General features: G+C 76.0%; 14 protein-coding genes. 11 read left to right on the forward strand and 3 right to left on the reverse strand.

The genetic code is table 11. The features are described 5' to 3' along the window. Positions 1-31 precede the first annotated feature (31 nt). From AS188_RS05985 to AS188_RS05995, 3 genes are all read right to left on the reverse strand, one after another. Positions 32-703 carry a hypothetical protein gene (locus AS188_RS05985; RefSeq protein WP_143709835.1) on the reverse strand — a complete coding sequence of 224 codons (672 nt, stop codon included), beginning with the start codon at positions 701-703 and terminating at the stop codon, positions 32-34. Next, a complete protein-coding gene (locus AS188_RS05990; protein WP_058858089.1) occupies positions 700-4,332 on the reverse strand; it encodes a TM0106 family RecB-like putative nuclease in 3,633 nt (1,210 codons plus the stop codon). Before AS188_RS05990 ends, AS188_RS05985 begins: the two co-directional genes overlap by 4 nt. Positions 4,333-4,759: 427 nt before the next feature. Beyond that, positions 4,760-5,287 carry an inorganic diphosphatase gene (locus tag AS188_RS05995; RefSeq protein ID WP_058858090.1) on the reverse strand — a complete coding sequence of 176 codons (528 nt, stop codon included), beginning with the start codon at positions 5,285-5,287 and terminating at the stop codon, positions 4,760-4,762. Positions 5,288-5,454: 167 nt separating this feature from the next. On the opposite strand from AS188_RS05995, the gene AS188_RS06000 reads away from it, so the two are divergent. From AS188_RS06000 to folK, 11 genes are all read left to right on the forward strand, one after another. Continuing rightward, positions 5,455-6,912 carry a D-alanyl-D-alanine carboxypeptidase gene (locus AS188_RS06000; protein WP_058858091.1) on the forward strand — a complete coding sequence of 486 codons (1,458 nt, stop codon included), beginning with the start codon at positions 5,455-5,457 and terminating at the stop codon, positions 6,910-6,912. A 221-nt stretch (positions 6,913-7,133) separates the two neighbouring features. Next, entirely contained in the window at positions 7,134-8,330 is a 1,197-nt protein-coding gene (locus AS188_RS06005) for a zinc-dependent metalloprotease (protein WP_083529285.1), read from the forward strand. 147 nt (positions 8,331-8,477) lie between these two features. Beyond that, positions 8,478-8,957: a transcriptional regulator gene (locus AS188_RS06010; RefSeq protein ID WP_058858092.1), complete on the forward strand. Its 480-nt coding sequence runs from the start codon at positions 8,478-8,480 to the stop codon at positions 8,955-8,957. Further along, positions 8,954-10,093 (forward strand): tRNA lysidine(34) synthetase TilS, encoded by a 1,140-nt coding sequence (tilS, locus tag AS188_RS06015; protein WP_058858093.1) that lies wholly within the window; start codon positions 8,954-8,956, stop codon positions 10,091-10,093. Before AS188_RS06010 ends, tilS begins: the two co-directional genes overlap by 4 nt. Beyond that, entirely contained in the window at positions 10,083-10,634 is a 552-nt protein-coding gene (gene hpt, locus AS188_RS06020) for a hypoxanthine phosphoribosyltransferase (RefSeq protein ID WP_058858094.1), read from the forward strand. Before tilS ends, hpt begins: the two co-directional genes overlap by 11 nt. A gap of 203 nt (positions 10,635-10,837) precedes the next feature. Beyond that, positions 10,838-12,958, forward strand: coding sequence for an ATP-dependent zinc metalloprotease FtsH (ftsH, locus tag AS188_RS06025; protein WP_058858095.1), 2,121 nt, complete (start codon positions 10,838-10,840; stop codon positions 12,956-12,958). Between the two features lie 114 nt (positions 12,959-13,072). Then, the gene (locus tag AS188_RS06030) at positions 13,073-14,041 is read left to right on the forward strand and encodes an IS481 family transposase (protein ID WP_147050849.1); all 969 of its coding nucleotides are present in this window, start codon (positions 13,073-13,075) and stop codon (positions 14,039-14,041) included. 228 nt (positions 14,042-14,269) lie between these two features. Further along, positions 14,270-14,803, forward strand: coding sequence for a GTP cyclohydrolase I FolE (gene folE / locus AS188_RS06035; RefSeq protein WP_230781133.1), 534 nt, complete (start codon positions 14,270-14,272; stop codon positions 14,801-14,803). Continuing rightward, a complete protein-coding gene (folP, locus tag AS188_RS06040) occupies positions 14,800-15,714 on the forward strand; it encodes a dihydropteroate synthase (protein WP_236945067.1) in 915 nt (304 codons plus the stop codon). Before folE ends, folP begins: the two co-directional genes overlap by 4 nt. Beyond that, entirely contained in the window at positions 15,711-16,166 is a 456-nt protein-coding gene (folB, locus tag AS188_RS06045; RefSeq protein ID WP_083529287.1) for a dihydroneopterin aldolase, read from the forward strand. Before folP ends, folB begins: the two co-directional genes overlap by 4 nt. 1 nt (position 16,167) lies before the next feature. After that, positions 16,168-16,695 (forward strand): 2-amino-4-hydroxy-6-hydroxymethyldihydropteridine diphosphokinase, encoded by a 528-nt coding sequence (gene folK / locus AS188_RS06050; RefSeq protein ID WP_058858097.1) that lies wholly within the window; start codon positions 16,168-16,170, stop codon positions 16,693-16,695. Positions 16,696-16,699: the final 4 nt, after the last annotated feature.

A 16,699-nucleotide genomic window follows, 5' to 3' on the forward strand; every position in this document is an offset into this window, starting at 1 on the left:
CCGCGGCCCCGTCCCGGCGGCGGGGCCGGGCTCACTCCCAGAACCGCGGCTCGATGTCCGTCCCGCGCGCGATCAGCTCGTCCTCGAGCGGCTCGCGGCAGATCAGCGGCAGGCGCAGGCACCCGATCCGGTCGTCGGGGCCGAAATAGGCGCTGAGCCGGTCGAAGCCCAGGCGGAACAGGGCCAGCTCCTTGCACAGCTCGGCGACCTCCAGGACGTCGGCGTCCGCGCCGAGCACCCAGAAGGAGTCCGGGTCGGTGAGCTGCAGCAGCCCCACGGGCGAGCCGGCGTCGTCGTTCTCGGTGCCCGCCCATCCCGGCACGCGCAGCCACCCGCCCGGGGGCGCCGCGCCCAGGGCCGGGGCGAGGGGGTCGTACTCCCAGGCCCGGGCCCGCTGCAGCCACACCGGGGGAGCGGGCAGGTAGAGCGGGTCCTCGAGGTCGGCCGGCCAGCGGGCAGTCGCGAACACCCCGGCGTCCACCCGGTCCCAGAACTGCGCGGCGGTCAGGTCCGTGCCCACGCTGTTGAGGGCCGCCCCCGGCTCCCCGGCGGACATCCCGTGCCAGTGCGTGGGGCGGGTCTCCGTGCCCCCGGCGCGCAGCAGGGCGTCGAGCTCCTCGAGGTGGGCCGGCTCGCCCAGCACCACGGTGCGGGCCTCGAAGTGCAGGACGTAGGGCACCCGCGCGCCCCGCCGGGTGCTCACGGCGTCCCCGCGGGCTCCCCGCGCCGGCACAGCCGGGCGAACCGGCCCAGGACGCGCAGCCCCTCCGGGGTGGCCGGCAGGTGGTCGGTCAGTCCGGGGGAGCGCACGAGCACGGCGCACCACTGGCCCCGGGAGACGGCCACGTTGATCCGGTTGGGCATCAGCAGGAAGTCGGCCCCGCGCCCGCTCGCGGCGCTCGAGGCGGCCATGGTGACGATGACGACCGGCGCCTCCTGGCCCTGGAAGCGGTCCACGGTCCCCACGCGCACGCCCGTGCCGTCCGGCGCCCGCAGCGCGGCGTCCTCGAGGGCCCGGGCCACGAGCTCCACCTGGGCGTTGTAGGCGGCCACGACGAGCACGTCCTCGGGGCCCAGCGGCACGGGCGGCTCGTCGGGGCCCGGGTGCCAGGGGGTGCCCACGAACCCGCGGGCGAGCGCCACCACGCGCTCGGCCTCCTCGGGGGAGGCGGTGGTGTTGCCCGCGTGGGGCACGTAGCAGGTGCGCAGCCCGGGGGCCACGCCGGTGAGGGCGCGGCGGGAGGCGGCGGGGGCGGAGCCGAGCCGGCCCGCGTAGGAGAGCTCGGAGACGGGCTCGCACAGCCGCGGGTGCATCCGCCAGGTGCGGTCCAGGAAGTACCCGTGCTCGGCGGGCAGGGTCGGGGCCCCGCGGGAGAGCCAGCCCAGGGCGGACTCGTCCACGGGCAGCGGGTGGGTGCCCTGGGAGACCTGCGGCAGCTGCTGCGGGTCGCCCAGCAGCAGCAGCCGGGGCGCGGCGCGGGCGACCGCGAGCGTGTTGGCGAGGGAGAACTGCCCGGCCTCGTCGACGACGAGCAGGTCCAGGGCGTCGTCGTCGAGGTTCTTCGCGCTGGAGAAGTCCCAGGCGGTCCCGCCCACCACGGCACCGCCCTCGTCGAGGAACCGGGCGAGGTCCTTGCCCGCCACCCGCTCCCAGGGCACCTCCCGCTCGGCGGTCTCGCCCGCGGCGGGCTTCTTCGCGACCCGCTGCCCGGGGACCCCGCCGCGGCCGACGACGCCGGTCAGCAGGTTCTCGACGACCGCGTGGGACTGGGCCACGACCCCGATCCGCCAGCCCGCCGCCACGAGGCGGCCGATGACGTGGGCGCCCAGGAAGCTCTTGCCGGAGCCGGGCGGGCCCTGCACGGCCAGGCAGCCGCGCTCGAGCCCCCGCAGGGCGGTGACCACGGCCGTGATCGTGCCGTCGGCCCCGGGGCCCGGCACGGGCAGGGGGCCGCCGGCCGGGCGCGGGGCCCGGCGCAGCAGCAGGTCCACGCCGGGGTGGCCGGGCAGCTGCGGCAGGGCGTCGGCGGTGCGGGCCGCCAGCGCCTGCAGCGACTCCTCGAGGGAGGCGGTGGCGACGGGCGTGGCCGGGGTCAGGGCCAGCGGCAGCTGGGCCCACGGCTCGGGGGCGGGGGCCCCGCGGGGCCGGCGCAGCCGCTCCCGCACCACGACCACCGCGCCGCCGTCCGTGTGCTCCTCGACCTCCTCGACCCGGCCCGTCCACTCCCCGGCGCGCCCGCTCGCCCGGGCCGCGGCGTCCTCGGCCAGGTGCGCGGGCACCGGCGGGCCGTACAGCAGGAACAGCCCGTCCGTGCCGGGGCGCACGGTGGAGCCCTCGCCGAAGCGGCCCGACAGGCGCAGCAGCCGGGTCGGCGCGGCCCGGGGGCGGTCGGGGTCCGCGGCCCAGTCCCGGAGCACCTCGCCGCGGGAGACCACGAAGACGTCGCGGGTCTCCTCCCAGTCCTCGACCGGGGCCTCGAGCCGGTCGAAGTGCGACCACCAGTACTGCTTGCGCTCCCGGCGGTGGTAGCCGGTGGCCGAGGCGACCATCGCCACGGCGGTGCGCCCGGCCTCGCCCAGCGCCCCGGTGCACCCGGGGTCGTCGAGGGCCTCCCGCAGCCGCCGCTCGGGCTCGGGCAGCTCCTCCCCGGGCACGTCCCCGGGGGGCACGAGGACCTCCTGGACCGGGCGCCCGGCGTGGTCGGCGGGGTCCGGGGAGATCCCCGCGAGCCCGAGCAGCCAGTCGCGCAGGCGCAGGGTCGAGAGGCAGTCGTAGGCGTTGTAGTCGGCGATCCCGGCCAGGATCCGCCGGGCCTCGTCCTCGCGCCCGGCGTCACGGGCCGCGCACCAGTCGGCGTGGGCGACCACGGAGGCCCCGGCGTCGACGACGTCGCCGGTGCGCAGCCGCTCGCCCATGTAGAGCGGCTCGAGCTGCTTGATCGAGTAGGAGCTCGCCGAGACCCGCAGGCTCGCCCGCACGGTGTCGTAGAGGTCCACGAGCACGCCCTCGCGCAGCAGCTCGTCCACGGCGTCCTCACCCACGGCGTGGGCCAGGGACAGCCGGCGCAGCGCCGCCTTCTCGTAGTCGGCGTAGTGGTAGACGTGCATCCCGGGATGCTCGGCGCGGCGCCGGGCGAGGTAGTGGAGGAACTCCCGCAGGGCCTCGCGCTCGCCGTCGCGGTCGTGGGCCCAGAAGGCGCGGAAGACCGGCTCCGCGTCGGGGGAGGGGGGTTGCTCGACGACGCCGAAGAGGTACTCCAGGCCCCAGGACGACGGGTCGTGCGGGTCCTGCCACAGCGGGTCGCCCTCGAAGTCGAAGAACACGTCCCCGGGGTCGGGGGCCGGCAGCCGCCGGACCGGCTCGCGGGAGACCACCCGCCACGCGACCCGCCGGCGCGTCCCGTCCCGGTCGTACTCCACGGCGCCGTCCTCGCGGCCCCGGCCCGTCTGCATCGCGGCCTGGTCCCGCAGCCGCCGCAGCGCGGCGGGCAGGCGGCTCCCGGGCGGATCGGGCAGGACGGCCAGCTCGTCGATCGTGCGCACGCCGTGCTGGTCCCGCAGGGTGCGCCGGGCGCGCCCGGACATCCCCGCCGTCAGCAGCAGGTCGCGGTGCCCGGCGACGGCCCGCGCGCAGTGCTCGCAGCGCCCGCAGCGGCCCACGGCGTCGTCGTGCCAGTCCACGGGCCCGTCCTGGGCGCGGTGCGCGGCCGCGGCCGCGGCGAAGCGCTCGCGGTGCTCGCGGTGGACGGCGAGGAACTCGGCCACGGGGAAGGAGGCCTCGGTGCGGTCGCCCAGCACGAGCACGACCTCGGGGGCCACGGGCACCCCGGCGCGCTCGAGCTGGTCGGCGTAGGCGGCCAGCTGCAGCAGCGCGGTGACCTTGGCGTGGCGGGCGAGCTTGGTGTCGTGCACGGCGTAGGAGCCGTCGGGGCGGCGCACGAGGAAGTCCGCCCGGCCGTGGAAGGCGCCGTCGAAGAAGGAGGCCTGGAAGACCACGTCCGCGCCCGCGCGCAGCGCCGCGAGGGTCTCCTCGTGCTTGGCCACCAGCGCGGCGCGCTCGAGGGTCCGGGCAGGCCGGACCTCGTGCACGCCGCGACCGGTGGCCGGGTCCCAGCGGCCGTGGGCGGCCAGGTGCTCCTCGAGCACGCGCAGCTCGTGGGCGTCGCCGAGGGCGGCCGTGCGGGCGAGCATCGGGTCGCGCTCCTCGGCCCGGCGCGGGGCGCGGCCGAGCTTCTCGTCGAGCACGCTCAGCGACGCGAAGGGGCACTGGGCGGCGCGGACCAGGTCGCTCGCGGAGAAGACGAGGTCGGCCTCGGGGCCCAGCAGGAACATGCGCTTCCTTCCGACGGCGCCGGGTCGGTCCCGGGCTGCGCGTCCATCGAACCACAGGGGCCGGACGCCGCAAGGAGCCGGGAGGGCGGCGGGCGGGGATCGGCCGGCAGGCGCGGGGCCTGCCGGCCGACTCCCGCGGCCCGGGACCCGGGCGGCGGGACCGACCGGGAGAGGTCGGGGGACGCGGCACGGGTGGGGGGACCCCCGCCGCCGCCGGGCACCGCGCGGGTGCGCACCGGCTGACCTCGATCCCGGTCAGCGGTCCCGGGACGCCGATGGGGGGATGCGTCCCCGGGGACCGCCGGGCCGGCGGCGCCGACCCGCTCCGACTCTATCCATTCACATGCATTTGCAACAGGGATGAGATGCGGGGAGGGGCCGGGGACCCTCCGGTCCCCGGCCCCTCCCCGTGCGGGCGCGATGGCGCTCAGTCGGTGGAGGACGCCTTCTCCTGCGCCTCGGCGGCGGAGTCGTAGGCGGACTGCTCGAAGCGCTCGACGGCCTCGGTGACCAGCCGCTCGGCGGTCTCCTTGCCCTCCCAGCCCTCGCCCTTGACCCACTTGTTGGGCTCGAGGTCCTTGTAGCGCTCGAAGAAGTGCTGGATCTCCTTCTGCTTGAACTCGTCGATGTCGTCCAGGCCCTGGATGTGGTCGTAGCGCTTGTCCGTGGACACGCACAGGATCTTCGCGTCGCCGCCGGCCTCGTCGTTCATGTTGAACACGGCGATCGGGCGGGCCTCGACCAGCACGCCGGGGACGATGTCGAAGTCCAGCAGGACCAGGGCGTCCAGCGGGTCGCCGTCCTCGCCCAGGGTGTCCTCGAAGTAGCCGTAGTGGGCCGGGTACTGCATCGACGTGAACAGGACGCGGTCCAGGCGCAGCCGGCCGGTCTCGTGGTCGATCTCGTACTTCACGCGCGAGCCCTTGGGGATCTCGATGGTGACGTCCAACTCCATGGTGGTTCTCCTCGTGCAGGGAGTCCTCGTCCGGCGAGGACCCGGTGACAGCGGCCGGGCACGGCCGCACCACCCCGTCGGGGCGGTGGCAATCCGTCCCCACGATAGCGGCGCCCGCGCGGGCGGCGGTAACCGCACGCGCCCGGCCGCGGGCGCACAATGGGCCCGTGGCCCCCGACCCCCGCCCCCGCCCCCGCGCCCGCACGCCCCGGGTGCTCGCCGCGCTGCTCGCGCTCGCGTGCGCCGCCACCGCCGCCTGGCTGCACCCGCACCTGGCCCCGGCCGGTGCGGAGGTGCCCGCCGCGCGCACCGTGCCGGCGGGCCCGCCCGAGCCCGCCGGCGCCACCCGCCCCGACCCCGGTGCGCCGCGGCCGGCCGCCGCCGACGTCACCGCCGCCGTCGAGCACGCCCTCACCGGGGTGCCCGCCGCGCGGCGCTCCGTGCTCGTGGCCGACGCCCTCACCGGCGAGCCCCTCGCCACCCGGGACCCGGACGCCGCGCTCGTGCCCGCGTCCAACCAGAAGCTCGTCACGCTGCTGTCGCTGCTCACCCACGCCGGTCCCGGCGAGCGCCTGCGCACCCGGGTGCTCGCCGGGGACGCCCCGGGCACGGTCGTGCTCACGGGCGGCGGCGACGTCCTGCTCGGCGCCGGGTCCTCGGACCCGGAGGCCGTCGCGGGCCGGGCGGGGCTGCGCACCCTCGCCGAGCGCACCGCCGCCGCGCTCGCCGGGCGCGGGACCACCGGCCCCGTGACCGTCCGGTGGGACGCCTCCCTCTTCCCGGGGCCGGCCCTCAACCCCGCCTGGGCCGACGGCGACGTCGCCGCCGGGCGGATCGGGCCGACGACGGCGCTGGCCCTCGCCGGGGACACCCTCGGCGAGGGGGCCGGTGCCGCCGCCGGGGACCCGGCCGGGGCGCAGGCCCCTCCCGCGGCGCAGGACCCCGCCGCGCGGGCCGCCGCGGTCCTGGCCGCCGAGCTGGACCGGCTGCTGCCGGGCGGTGCCGCCGTGGCGCCCGGACCGGGGCCGGCCCCGCCCGGCGCCGCCGAGCTCGCCGCGGTCGAGTCGGCCGCCCTGGCCGAGCAGGCGGAGCTGATGGTCCGCGAGTCGCGCAACGACCTCGCCGAGGCCCTGGGCCGGGTCGCCGCGGTCGCGGCCGGCCTGCCCGGCAGCATCGAGGGTGCGCGCACCGCCGCCGAGCGGGCCCTGGCAGCCCACGGGATCCCCGCCGAGGGGGCCGTGCTCTCCGACGCCTCGGGGATGTCGCTGCAGGACCGGCTCCCGGCCCGCACCCTCGAGCACCTCGTGCGCGTGCTCGTCACCGACACCGGCGGCCGGCTCGCCCCGGGCGCCCGCGCCCTGCCCGTGGCCGGGGCCACCGGGACCCTCGCGGCGCGCTTCGACGACCCCGGCGAGCAGGCCGGCCGCGGCGCCGCCCGGGCCAAGACCGGCACGCTGTTCACCGTGGTCTCCCTCTCGGGGCACGTCAGCACCCGCGACGGGCGGCTGCTCACCTTCGCCGTGCTCCTGGACGGGGTCACCGACCCGGCCGCGGCCCGCGACGCCGTCGACCGCGCCGTGGCGGCGCTCGCGGACCTGTGCGCCGCCCCGTGCACGGCCCCCTAGACCGCACGCCACCGGCCGCACCCGCCCCGTCCCGCCGCACCCGCCCCGTCCCGTCCCGCACTTCCCCGCGGGAACCCGCTGCCGCGCCGGGTCCCCGCCGCGGCAGCGGCGTGGGACCGCGCGGGAGGGGACAGGGCGCGCGGGCGGGGGAGGGACGTGCGGGCGGTGCAACAGTCCGGCGGCCGAGGGGGTTCCCCGGGCCGGTGTGGTTGCATGAGGGCATGAGCGCTCCAGACCGCAGCCCGGACCCCGCCACCGGCCCCGCGACGGGAGCCGCGGGGACCTCCGCCGCGGACGGCGCGGCACCGGCGATCGTGCGCTGGGACCTCGCGGCGGAGACCGCCGCGCGGATCACCCCGGCCGGCCCCCGGCTCCCGGCCCGGGCGATGCGCTCCGCCGTCGCCTCCCTGCGCCGCCACGCCGAGGACTCCGTGGACCACGTCCACCGCATCTCCGGGCTGGACGCCGCCCGCGACCTGCGCGACTCCACGGTGCTGGTCGTGGACCGCGCCGGCTGGGCCAAGGCCAACGCCCAGTCCTTCGAGGTCCTCATGGAACCGGCCGCCCAGGCGCTGCGCCGCCGCCGCCCCGAGCAGTTCGGGGCCGCCGCCACCGCGCTCGGCGGGACCGCCACGGCCGTGGAGATGGCCGGGGTGCTGGGCTTCCTCTCCGCGAAGGTGCTCGGGCAGTACGACCCCTACGCCGGGCTCGTCTCCGCGGAGGCCGCGGCCCGGCACCCGGGCGGGCGGCTGATGCTCGTGGCCCCGAACATCCTCACGGTGGAGCGCGAGCTCAACGTGGAGCCCGAGGACTTCCGGCTGTGGGTGTGCCTGCACGAGCAGACCCACCGGGTGCAGTTCGCAGCGGCGCCCTGGCTCCGCACCCACATGCTCGAGCAGATCCGCCTGCTCTCCGACTCCGTGCTGGGCCAGCCCGAGGCCCTGGGGGAGCGGCTGGGCGAGGCCGTCCGCTCCCTCACGGCCCGCCGCCCCGCCGACGGCCCGGCCGAGCCCTCGCTGGGGCTGGTGGGGCTGCTCATGGGCCGGCGGGAGAAGGAGGTCCTCTCCCACCTCACCGCGGTGATGAGCCTGCTCGAGGGCCACGCCAACTTCGTGATGGACGGCGTCGACGCCTCGGTGGTGCCCTCCGTGCGCACCATCCGCCGCCGCTTCGAGCGGCGCTCCGAGCTGCAGGGGGCCCTCGACCGGTTCGTGCGCCGCCTGCTCGGGATGGACGCCAAGATGCGCCAGTACAGCGACGGCCAGCGCTTCGTGACGGCCGTCGTCGCGGCGAGCGGGCTCGCGGGGTTCAACCGGATCTGGGAGCGCGTCGAGCACCTGCCCTCCGAGGCCGAGATCCACGACCCGCAGCGGTGGATCGACCGCGTGCTGACTCCGGGGGCGCACCCCTCCTCTTGATCGCGACCTGGGAGTGTGCTAGGAATCCGCGACCCCGGTCTGACATGCAAATACATTGATTTGCGACCGCCTGGAAGGGGGGCGCCACCGCCGGTCACGGCGCGCAACGCGGTAGGTGACAGAAGATTTCTGTGCCAAGATCTTTACGTGAGCACAGAGAACATCGAACAGCAGGTCCGGCTGTACGGCCAGCCGCTCTCGGAGCGGTTCGGCGCGATCGTCCAGGCCTACGGCATCACCCAGCGGCGGCTCGCCGAGGTCCTCGGCCTGTCCGCCCCCATGCTGTCGCAGCTCAACAGCGGCCGGCGGATCAAGATCGGCAACCCGGCCGTCTACGAGCGCCTCGTCATGCTCGAGCAGCGCATCGGCACCCCGGACGTCGAGGAGGTCCTCGCGCAGGTCGAGGCCTCCCAGCCCGTGCTGTCGACCACGCAGATCCAGGCGGGCATCCACAGCGAGACCAACGCCGTGGCCGCCCTCGCGACCGTCGTCCCGCAGCGTGAGCTCGAGGTCGCCGTGGACCTGCTGGGGGAGGGTGCTCCCACGCTCGCCAAGGTCGTGGGCCTGGCCGTGCGCGAGGCGGAGCACCGCCAGGCCGTGAGCGCCCGCGAGGGCGCCCGCGGGTGACGCAGTTCGGCCGCCGCGGCCGGCTGTCCCCGGACGTCGCCGCGGCACGGCGGCTCGTGCTCGACGCCGTCCGTGCGCACCCGGGGGCCGGCGGCGACCCGCTCGTGCTGGTCGCCTGCAGCGGCGGCCCCGACTCGCTGGCCCTGGCCGCGGCCGCGGCCCACTTCGCCCGCCGGGGCGTGCTGCGCGTGGGCGGGGTCGTCGTCGACCACGGGCTCCAGGAGGGCTCCGCCGAGGTCGCCGCCCGCACGGCGGAGACGCTGCGCGGGCTCGGGCTCGACCCCGTGCACATCACCGCCGTGACCGTCCGCCGCGGGACGGAGGGCCCCGAGATGGCCGCCCGCACGGCCCGCTACGCCGGGATCGCCGAGGTCGTGCGCCGCACCGGCGCCGCCGCGGTGCTGCTCGGGCACACCCTCGACGACCAGGCGGAGTCCGTGCTGCTGGGCCTGGCCCGCGGCTCCGGCACCCGGTCGCTGGCCGGCATGCCGCCGGTGCGCGAGCTCGACGGCGTCACCTACCTGCGGCCCTTCCTCGAGCTGACCCGCGAGCAGACGCTGGCCGTGTGCGCGGCCGAGCAGCTCGAGCCCTGGCACGACCCCACCAACGGCGACACCACGCTCACGCGCTCCCGGATCCGCCACCGAGTCCTGCCCGTCCTCGAGGCGGAGCTGGGGCCGGGGATCGCCCGTGCCCTGGCGCGCTCCGCCGCGATCCTGGGCCCCGACGCCCGCTTCCTCGACGAGGCCGGGGGCGAGCTGCTGGCCCGCGCCCGCGCCGCCGCGCCCCCGGCGCCCGGGCCGGGTGGACAGGAGCCGGGCGGTGCCCTCCGGCTCGACCTGGAGGTGCTGCAGGAGGCCCCCGAGGCCCTGCGCCGGCGGGCCCTGGCCGCGGCGGTCGTGGCCGCCGGCGGGCAGTCCCCGTCCCACGAGCGCCTCGGCGCCCTCGACGCGCTGGCCCGCGGCCGGGGCGCGGCGGGGCCGGTCCAGATGGCGGGTAAGGTGTCCGTGTGGCGCAGGCGCCCGCAGCCCGGCACCCGCGGGCCCGGGCACCTGGAGCTCGCCGGGGCGCGTCCCGGCGGGGCCGCCGCACCGGAATCCGGACCCGCATCGCACGAGGAGCGCCGTGAAGGCTGAGGACGTCCAGGGGGATCTCACCGAGGTCCTGTTCACCAGGGAAGAGATCGAGGCGAAGATCGCCGAGCTCGCGGCGGCCGTGGACGCCGACTACCGGGGCCGCGACGTCCTGCTGGTCGGCGTGCTCAAGGGCGCCGTGATGGTCATGGCCGATCTGTGCCGCGCCCTCAAGGGCCAGTACCCCATGGACTGGATGGCGGTGTCCTCCTACGGCTCCGGCACCAAGTCCTCCGGGGTGGTGCGGATCCTCAAGGACCTCGACACCGACCTCTCCGGGCGGGACGTGCTCATCGTCGAGGACATCATCGACTCCGGCCTCACCCTCTCCTGGCTGCGCGCCAACCTGCAGTCCCGCCGCGCCGCCTCGGTGGAGATCTGCGCGCTGCTGCGCAAGCCCGAGGCCGCGAAGACCGCGATCGACGTCCGCTACGTGGGCTGGGACATCCCCAACGAGTTCGTGGTCGGCTACGGCCTCGACTACGCCGAGAAGTACCGCAACCTCGACTGCATCGCCACCCTGGCCCCGCACGTCTACGAGTGAGCGCGCGGGCGCACCGCCCGCCGTCCCCGCCCGTGCCCCGGGCCGGGGCGGCGGGCGCTGTCCGCTGACAGGGAACTCCCCGGCCCTTCCCGGCCCCCGCCGGTGGGCGGGCTGTACATTGTAGGTCTGCGTCCCCTGGACCGGCCCCGGGCGGGCCCGGTCCCGAGGGGGCCGGACCCACCATCCACGGGAGGATCAACGGCTTGGCCACGGCGAAAAAACCCAACAACTTCTTCAGGGGACCCTGGTTCTGGGTGCTGCTGGCCGTCCTGGTGCTCTTCCCCCTCGTGGGCACCCTCACCACCGGCTCCTCGGGGCGGGTGGACACCAACGTGGGCCTGCAGCTGCTCGCCGACGGCAAGGTCTCCGAGGCAAAGATCTACGACGGCCAGCAGAAGGTCGAGCTGCAGCTCGAGGAGGACCTGACCGTCGAGGGCCGCGACCTCGGGCGCAGCGTCGAGTTCTACTACGTCACCCCGCGCGCCGACGACGTCGTCGAGGCCATGGACGCCGCCGACCTCGAGGGCTTCACCGACCAGCCCGTGGAGTCCAACTGGTTCACGAGCCTGCTCGGGTTCCTGCTGCCGTTCCTGATCATCCTGGCGATCTTCTGGTTCGTCTTCTCCCGCATGCAGGGCGGCGGCTCGCAGGTCATGCGCTTCGGCCGCTCCCGGGCGAAGATGTTCGACAAGGACAACCCCACCGTCACCTTCGCCGACGTCGCCGGCGCCGACGAGGCCGTCCAGGAGCTCGACGAGATCAAGCAGTTCCTGGTCGAGCGCGACCGCTTCACCGCCCTCGGGGCGAAGGTGCCCAAGGGCGTGCTGCTCTACGGCCCGCCCGGCACCGGCAAGACGCTGCTGGCCCGTGCCGTGGCCGGGGAGGCGGGCGTGCCGTTCTTCTCGATCTCCGGCTCCGACTTCGTGGAGATGTTCGTGGGCGTGGGCGCCTCCCGCGTGCGCGACCTCTTCCAGCAGGCCAAGGAGAACGCCCCCGCGATCATCTTCGTCGACGAGATCGACGCCGTCGGCCGCCAGCGCGGCGCCGGCATGGGCGGCGGCAACGACGAGCGCGAGCAGACCCTCAACCAGCTGCTCGTGGAGATGGACGGCTTCGACGCCACGACCAACGTCATCCTCATCGCCGCGACCAACCGCCCCGACGTCCTGGACCCGGCGCTGCTGCGCCCGGGCCGCTTCGACCGCCAGATCGGCGTGGAGGCCCCGGACATGAAGGGCCGCCTGCAGATCCTGCGCGTGCACGCCCAGGGCAAGCCGCTGGCGGACAACGTGGACCTCGCCGGCGTGGCCAAGCGCACCCCCGGCTTCACCGGCGCGGAGCTGGCCAACGTCATGAACGAGGCGGCGCTGCTCACCGCCCGCTCGCACGCCCAGCTGATCGACGACCGGGCCGTGGACGAGGCCATCGACCGCGTCATCGCCGGCCCGCAGAAGCGCAGCCGCATCATGAAGGAGCTCGAGCGCAAGGTCACCGCCTACCACGAGGGCGGGCACGCGCTCGTGGCCGCGGCCCTGCGCAACACCGACCCGGTCACGAAGATCACGATCCTCCCGCGCGGGCGGGCCCTGGGCTACACCATGGTGATGCCCCTGGACGACAAGTACTCGACCACCCGCAACGAGCTGCTGGACCAGATGGCCTACGCCATGGGCGGGCGCGCCGCCGAGGAGATCGTCTTCCGCGACCCCTCCACCGGCGCCTCCAACGACATCCAGAAGGCCACCGACACCGCCCGCAAGATGGTCACCCAGTACGGGATGAGCGCCCGCGTGGGCTCCATCAAGCTCGGCGGGGACAGCTCCGAGCCGTTCCTGGGCCGCGACGCCGCGGGCGGCGGGCGGGAGTACTCCGAGCGCACCGCCGCGATCGTGGACGAGGAGGTCCGGGCGCTGCTGGAGCAGGCCCACGACGAGGCCCACCAGATCCTCATGGACAACCGCGGGGTCCTCGACCGGCTGGCCCTCGAGCTGCTCGAGAAGGAGACGCTCAACGAGGCCCAGATCGCCGAGCTGTTCCGCGACGTGCGCAAGCGCGACCTGCGCCCGGTGTGGCTGTCCAAGGACACCCGGCCCGTCTCCGACGTCCCGCCCGTGGTCACCCCCGCGGAGCGGGAGGAGGCCCGGCGCCTCCACGTCCAGGACCCCTCGACCCTGGCCCCGCAGGACCAGGCCGCCGCCGCGAAGCCGGAGCACCCCCTCGAGGTCCCCGAGCGCGGGCACTCGACGCCTCCCGGCGAGGACGGCGGGGCCGCCCGGGGCTCCGGTGCCGCGGGGGAGGACGGTCCCGGGCACGGGCGCGCCTGAGCGCCGCCTAGGTGTACCCGGTCAGGACGTTGGTAGCAGGAGGGTGTTGACGTGAGGAGAGCCTCCGGGTGGGGTGTGGCTTGTCTAAGGCCCACATCCACCACGGAGGCTCCCGTGTCCCACCGTAATGCCCGCACCACCGTCCACGGCAGGCTGCTCATCGTCTCCCGGCACCGTTCCGGGATGCCGAAGTCCCACATCGCCAAAGCCATGGGGATCTCGCGCAAGTGTGTGTCTCACTGGATCGCCCGCTACGACACCGAGGGCGAGACCGGTCTGCAGGACCGGTCCTCCCGCCCGCACACCACCCCGACCCGCACCTGCCCGAGCACGGAGCAGCGGGTCCTGGCGCTGCGCGCCAGGACCCGGCGGGGCCAGGACTGGATCGCAGGTGAGCTGGGCATCCCGGCACGCACGGTGGGGCGGATCCTGGCCCGCCACCAGGTCCCGTACCTGCGGGAGCTGGACCCGCTCACCGGTGCGGTGATCCGGTCCTCGAAGACCACCGCGGTGCGCTACGAACGCGAGCACCCCGGGGAGTTGGTGCACATGGACGTGAAGAAGCTCGGGCGGATCCCTGATGGTGGCGGCTGGCGTGCCTTGGGGCGTGCGAACGCGGTCAGAGATCGACGCCATGGGCCCGGCTTCGACTACGTGCACTCGGTGGTCGACGACCACTCGAGGCTGGCGTACTCGGAGATCCACGCCGATGAGAAGGGCGCCACCTGCGCGGAGTTCCTGGCCCGGGCGGCCGTCTACTTCGCCGGCCACGGGATCCCGAGGATCGAGCGGGTGATGACCGACAACGCCTTCGCCTACCGTCATTCCGCGGCCGTGCGGGAGGTGGTCGCGGCCCTGGGTGCCAAGCAGATCTTCATCCGCCCGCACTGCCCGTGGCAGAACGGCAAGGTGGAGCGCCTCAACCGCACCCTGGCCACCGAGTGGGCCTACCGGCAGGTCTTCATCAGCAACGACGAACGCACCGCCGCCCTTGCCCCCTGGATCGAGCACTACAACACTGAAAGACGCCACAGCGCACTCGGCGGACACCCACCGGTCAGCCGCCTGCGACCAACCTCATGACCGGGTACACCTAGGATGGGGCGCGAGGCCGGGCGCGCCCGCCGACCAGCACTGCCCGGCGAGACCGCACAGCACCAGGAGGAGGGCGCGTTGCCCCACGAGGCCCGCACCGACGGAACCACCCCGCACGACCCGCGGCAGGAGGCCTTCGAGCCGCCCTACCCCGACACGGACCCCGCCCTCGAGGCGGGGGCGGGCGCGGTCGACCAGGAGCGGGTCGCCGCCGCGGTGCGGGAGCTGCTGCTGGCCATCGGGGAGGACCCCGACCGGGAGGGCCTGCAGGGCACGCCGGGCCGGGTGGCCCGGGCCTGGGCCGAGATGTTCGCCGGCCTGCACCAGGACCCGGGCGAGGTGCTCGGGACGACCTTCGACATCGGCCACTCCGAGATGGTCCTCGTCAAGGACATCCCCTTCTACTCCACCTGCGAGCACCACCTGGTGCCCTTCCACGGCCACGCCCACGTGGGCTACATCCCCGGCCACGACGGCGCGGTCACGGGCCTGAGCAAGCTCGCCCGCCTCGTGGACCTCTACGCCCGCCGCCCGCAGGTCCAGGAGCGGCTGACCACCCAGATCGTCGACGCCATCGTGGAGCACCTGGCCCCGGCGGGGGTGATCGTCGTCGTGGAGTGCGAGCACCTGTGCATGTCGATGCGCGGGGTCCGCAAGCCGGGGGCGAAGACCGTCACCTCCGCCGTGCGCGGCCAGCTGCGCGAGACCGCCACCCGGGCCGAGGCCATGAGCCTCATCCTGGGCCGGTGACGGCCGTGACGGCCGTGACAGGCCCGGGCACCGCCGGCTGGGGCTCCTTCGAGGCCCTGCCCCGGGACCGGACCCTCGTGATGGGCATCCTCAACGTCACCCCCGACTCCTTCAGCGACGGCGGGGCCCACGCCGGCCACCGGGCCGCGGTCGCCCACGGGCTGCGGCTGATGGCGGAGGGCGCCGACCTCGTGGACGTCGGCGGGGAGTCCACCCGCCCCGGCTCCGAGCGGATCGGCCCGGCCGAGGAGCAGCGCCGGATCCTGCCCGTCGTGGCCGAGCTCGCGGCCGCGGGCGCCGTCCTCAGCGTCGACACCTTCCACCCGGAGACCGCCGAGGCCGTCCTGGACGCCGGCGCGCACGTGATCAACGACGTCTCCGGGCTGAGCACCTCCGCGGAGATGATCGCCCTCGTGGCGGAGCGGCAGGTCCCGTACGTCCTGATGCACGCCCGCGGCACGCCCGGGACCATGGACTCCCTGGCCGTCTACGACGACGTCGCCGGGGAGGTCCTCGGCGAGCTCGGGCAGCTGCGGGCCCGGGTGCTCGAGGCCGGACTGCCGCCCGAGCTGCTGATCCTCGACCCCGGCCTGGGCTTCGCCAAGCGCGGGACGCAGAACTGGGCGGTGCTGCGGGCCCTGCCGCGGCTGCTCGCCACCGGCCACAGGGTCCTCGTGGCCGGGTCCCGCAAGCGCTTCCTGGGCGGGCTGCTCGAGGACGCCGGCGGGCCCCGGCCGGCGGGCGGTCGCGACGCCGCGACCGCCGCGCTCAGCGCCCTGGCCGCCCGCGAGGGGGCCTGGGCCGTGCGCGTGCACGACGTGCGCTCGAGTGCCGACGCCGTGGCCGTGGCCCACGCCTGGGCCGGGGTGGAGCCGCCCGTGCTGCGCCCGGGTGCGGGGGCGGACGCGTGAGCCGGCTGCCGCGGGAGGACCACGGCACGGCGCGCGGCGGGGACCGGGCCGGGCGCCAGCTCGCCCCGCCCGCCGCCGCCCGCCCGGCGGAGCGCCGCGACCGGATCAATCTGATGGGCGTCGGCGCGGTCGGCTACCACGGGGTGCTCGAGCAGGAGAAGCGCAGCGGCCAGCCCTTCTTCGTGGACGTCGTGATGTACCTGGACCTCGCCCCCGCGGGCACCGCCGACGACGTCGCCCGCACCGCCCACTACGGCGAGGTCGCCGAGCAGGTCCGGGACATCGTGACGGGCCCCAGCGTGGACCTGCTCGAGACCCTCGCCGAGCGGATCGCCGCACAGCTGCTCGGGGCCTTCCCCCTCGACGCGGTGGAGATCACCGTGCACAAGCCCAAGGCGCCCATCGAGGTCACCTTCTCCGACGTGTCCGTGACGATCTACCGGGAGCGCTGAGATGGGCGTGCGGGCCGTCCTCGCGCTGGGCGCGAACCTCGGGGACCGGGAGGGGACCCTGCGCCGGGCCGCCCTGGAGCTGGCCGCCCACCCCGGGATCCGCCTCGTGCGGGCCTCGCCCGTGGTCGCCACCGCGCCCGTGGGCGGACCGCCCGGCCAGGACGAGTTCCGCAACGCGGTCGTCGAGGTCGAGACCGACCTCGCGCCCCTCGAGCTGCTGCGCGCCTGCCAGGCGGTCGAGGACCGCCACCACCGCACCCGCGAGGTGCGCTGGGGGCCCCGCACCCTCGACGTCGACGTCGTCGACTACGACGCGCGCCGCCTCGACAGCCCCGAGCTGACCCTCCCGCACCCCCGTGCCGCCGGGCGCGCGTTCGTGCTCGTGCCCTGGGCGCTCATGGACCCGGAGGCGGTCCTCGACGGGCGCCCGGTCGCCGAGCTCGCCCGTGCCGCCCCCGACCGGGACGGCGTCGGCCCCGGCACCGAACCCCTGCTGCCCGCGGACCCGCCCGGGCCGCCGGGGCACTGAGGGG

This window comes from Kocuria flava (assembly GCF_001482365.1).
GTDB classification, from domain to species: domain Bacteria; phylum Actinomycetota; class Actinomycetes; order Actinomycetales; family Micrococcaceae; genus Kocuria; species Kocuria flava.

Coding starts and splice junctions, on each gene's coding strand:
- AS188_RS05990 (WP_058858089.1), bottom strand. CDS start 4,332: ATGTTCCTGCTGGGCCCCGAGGCCGACCTCGTCTTCTCCGCGAGCGAC.
- AS188_RS05995 (WP_058858090.1), bottom strand. CDS start 5,287: ATGGAGTTGGACGTCACCATCGAGATCCCCAAGGGCTCGCGCGTGAAG.
- AS188_RS06005 (WP_083529285.1), top strand. CDS start 7,134: ATGAGCGCTCCAGACCGCAGCCCGGACCCCGCCACCGGCCCCGCGACG.
- folK (WP_058858097.1), top strand. CDS start 16,168: ATGGGCGTGCGGGCCGTCCTCGCGCTGGGCGCGAACCTCGGGGACCGG.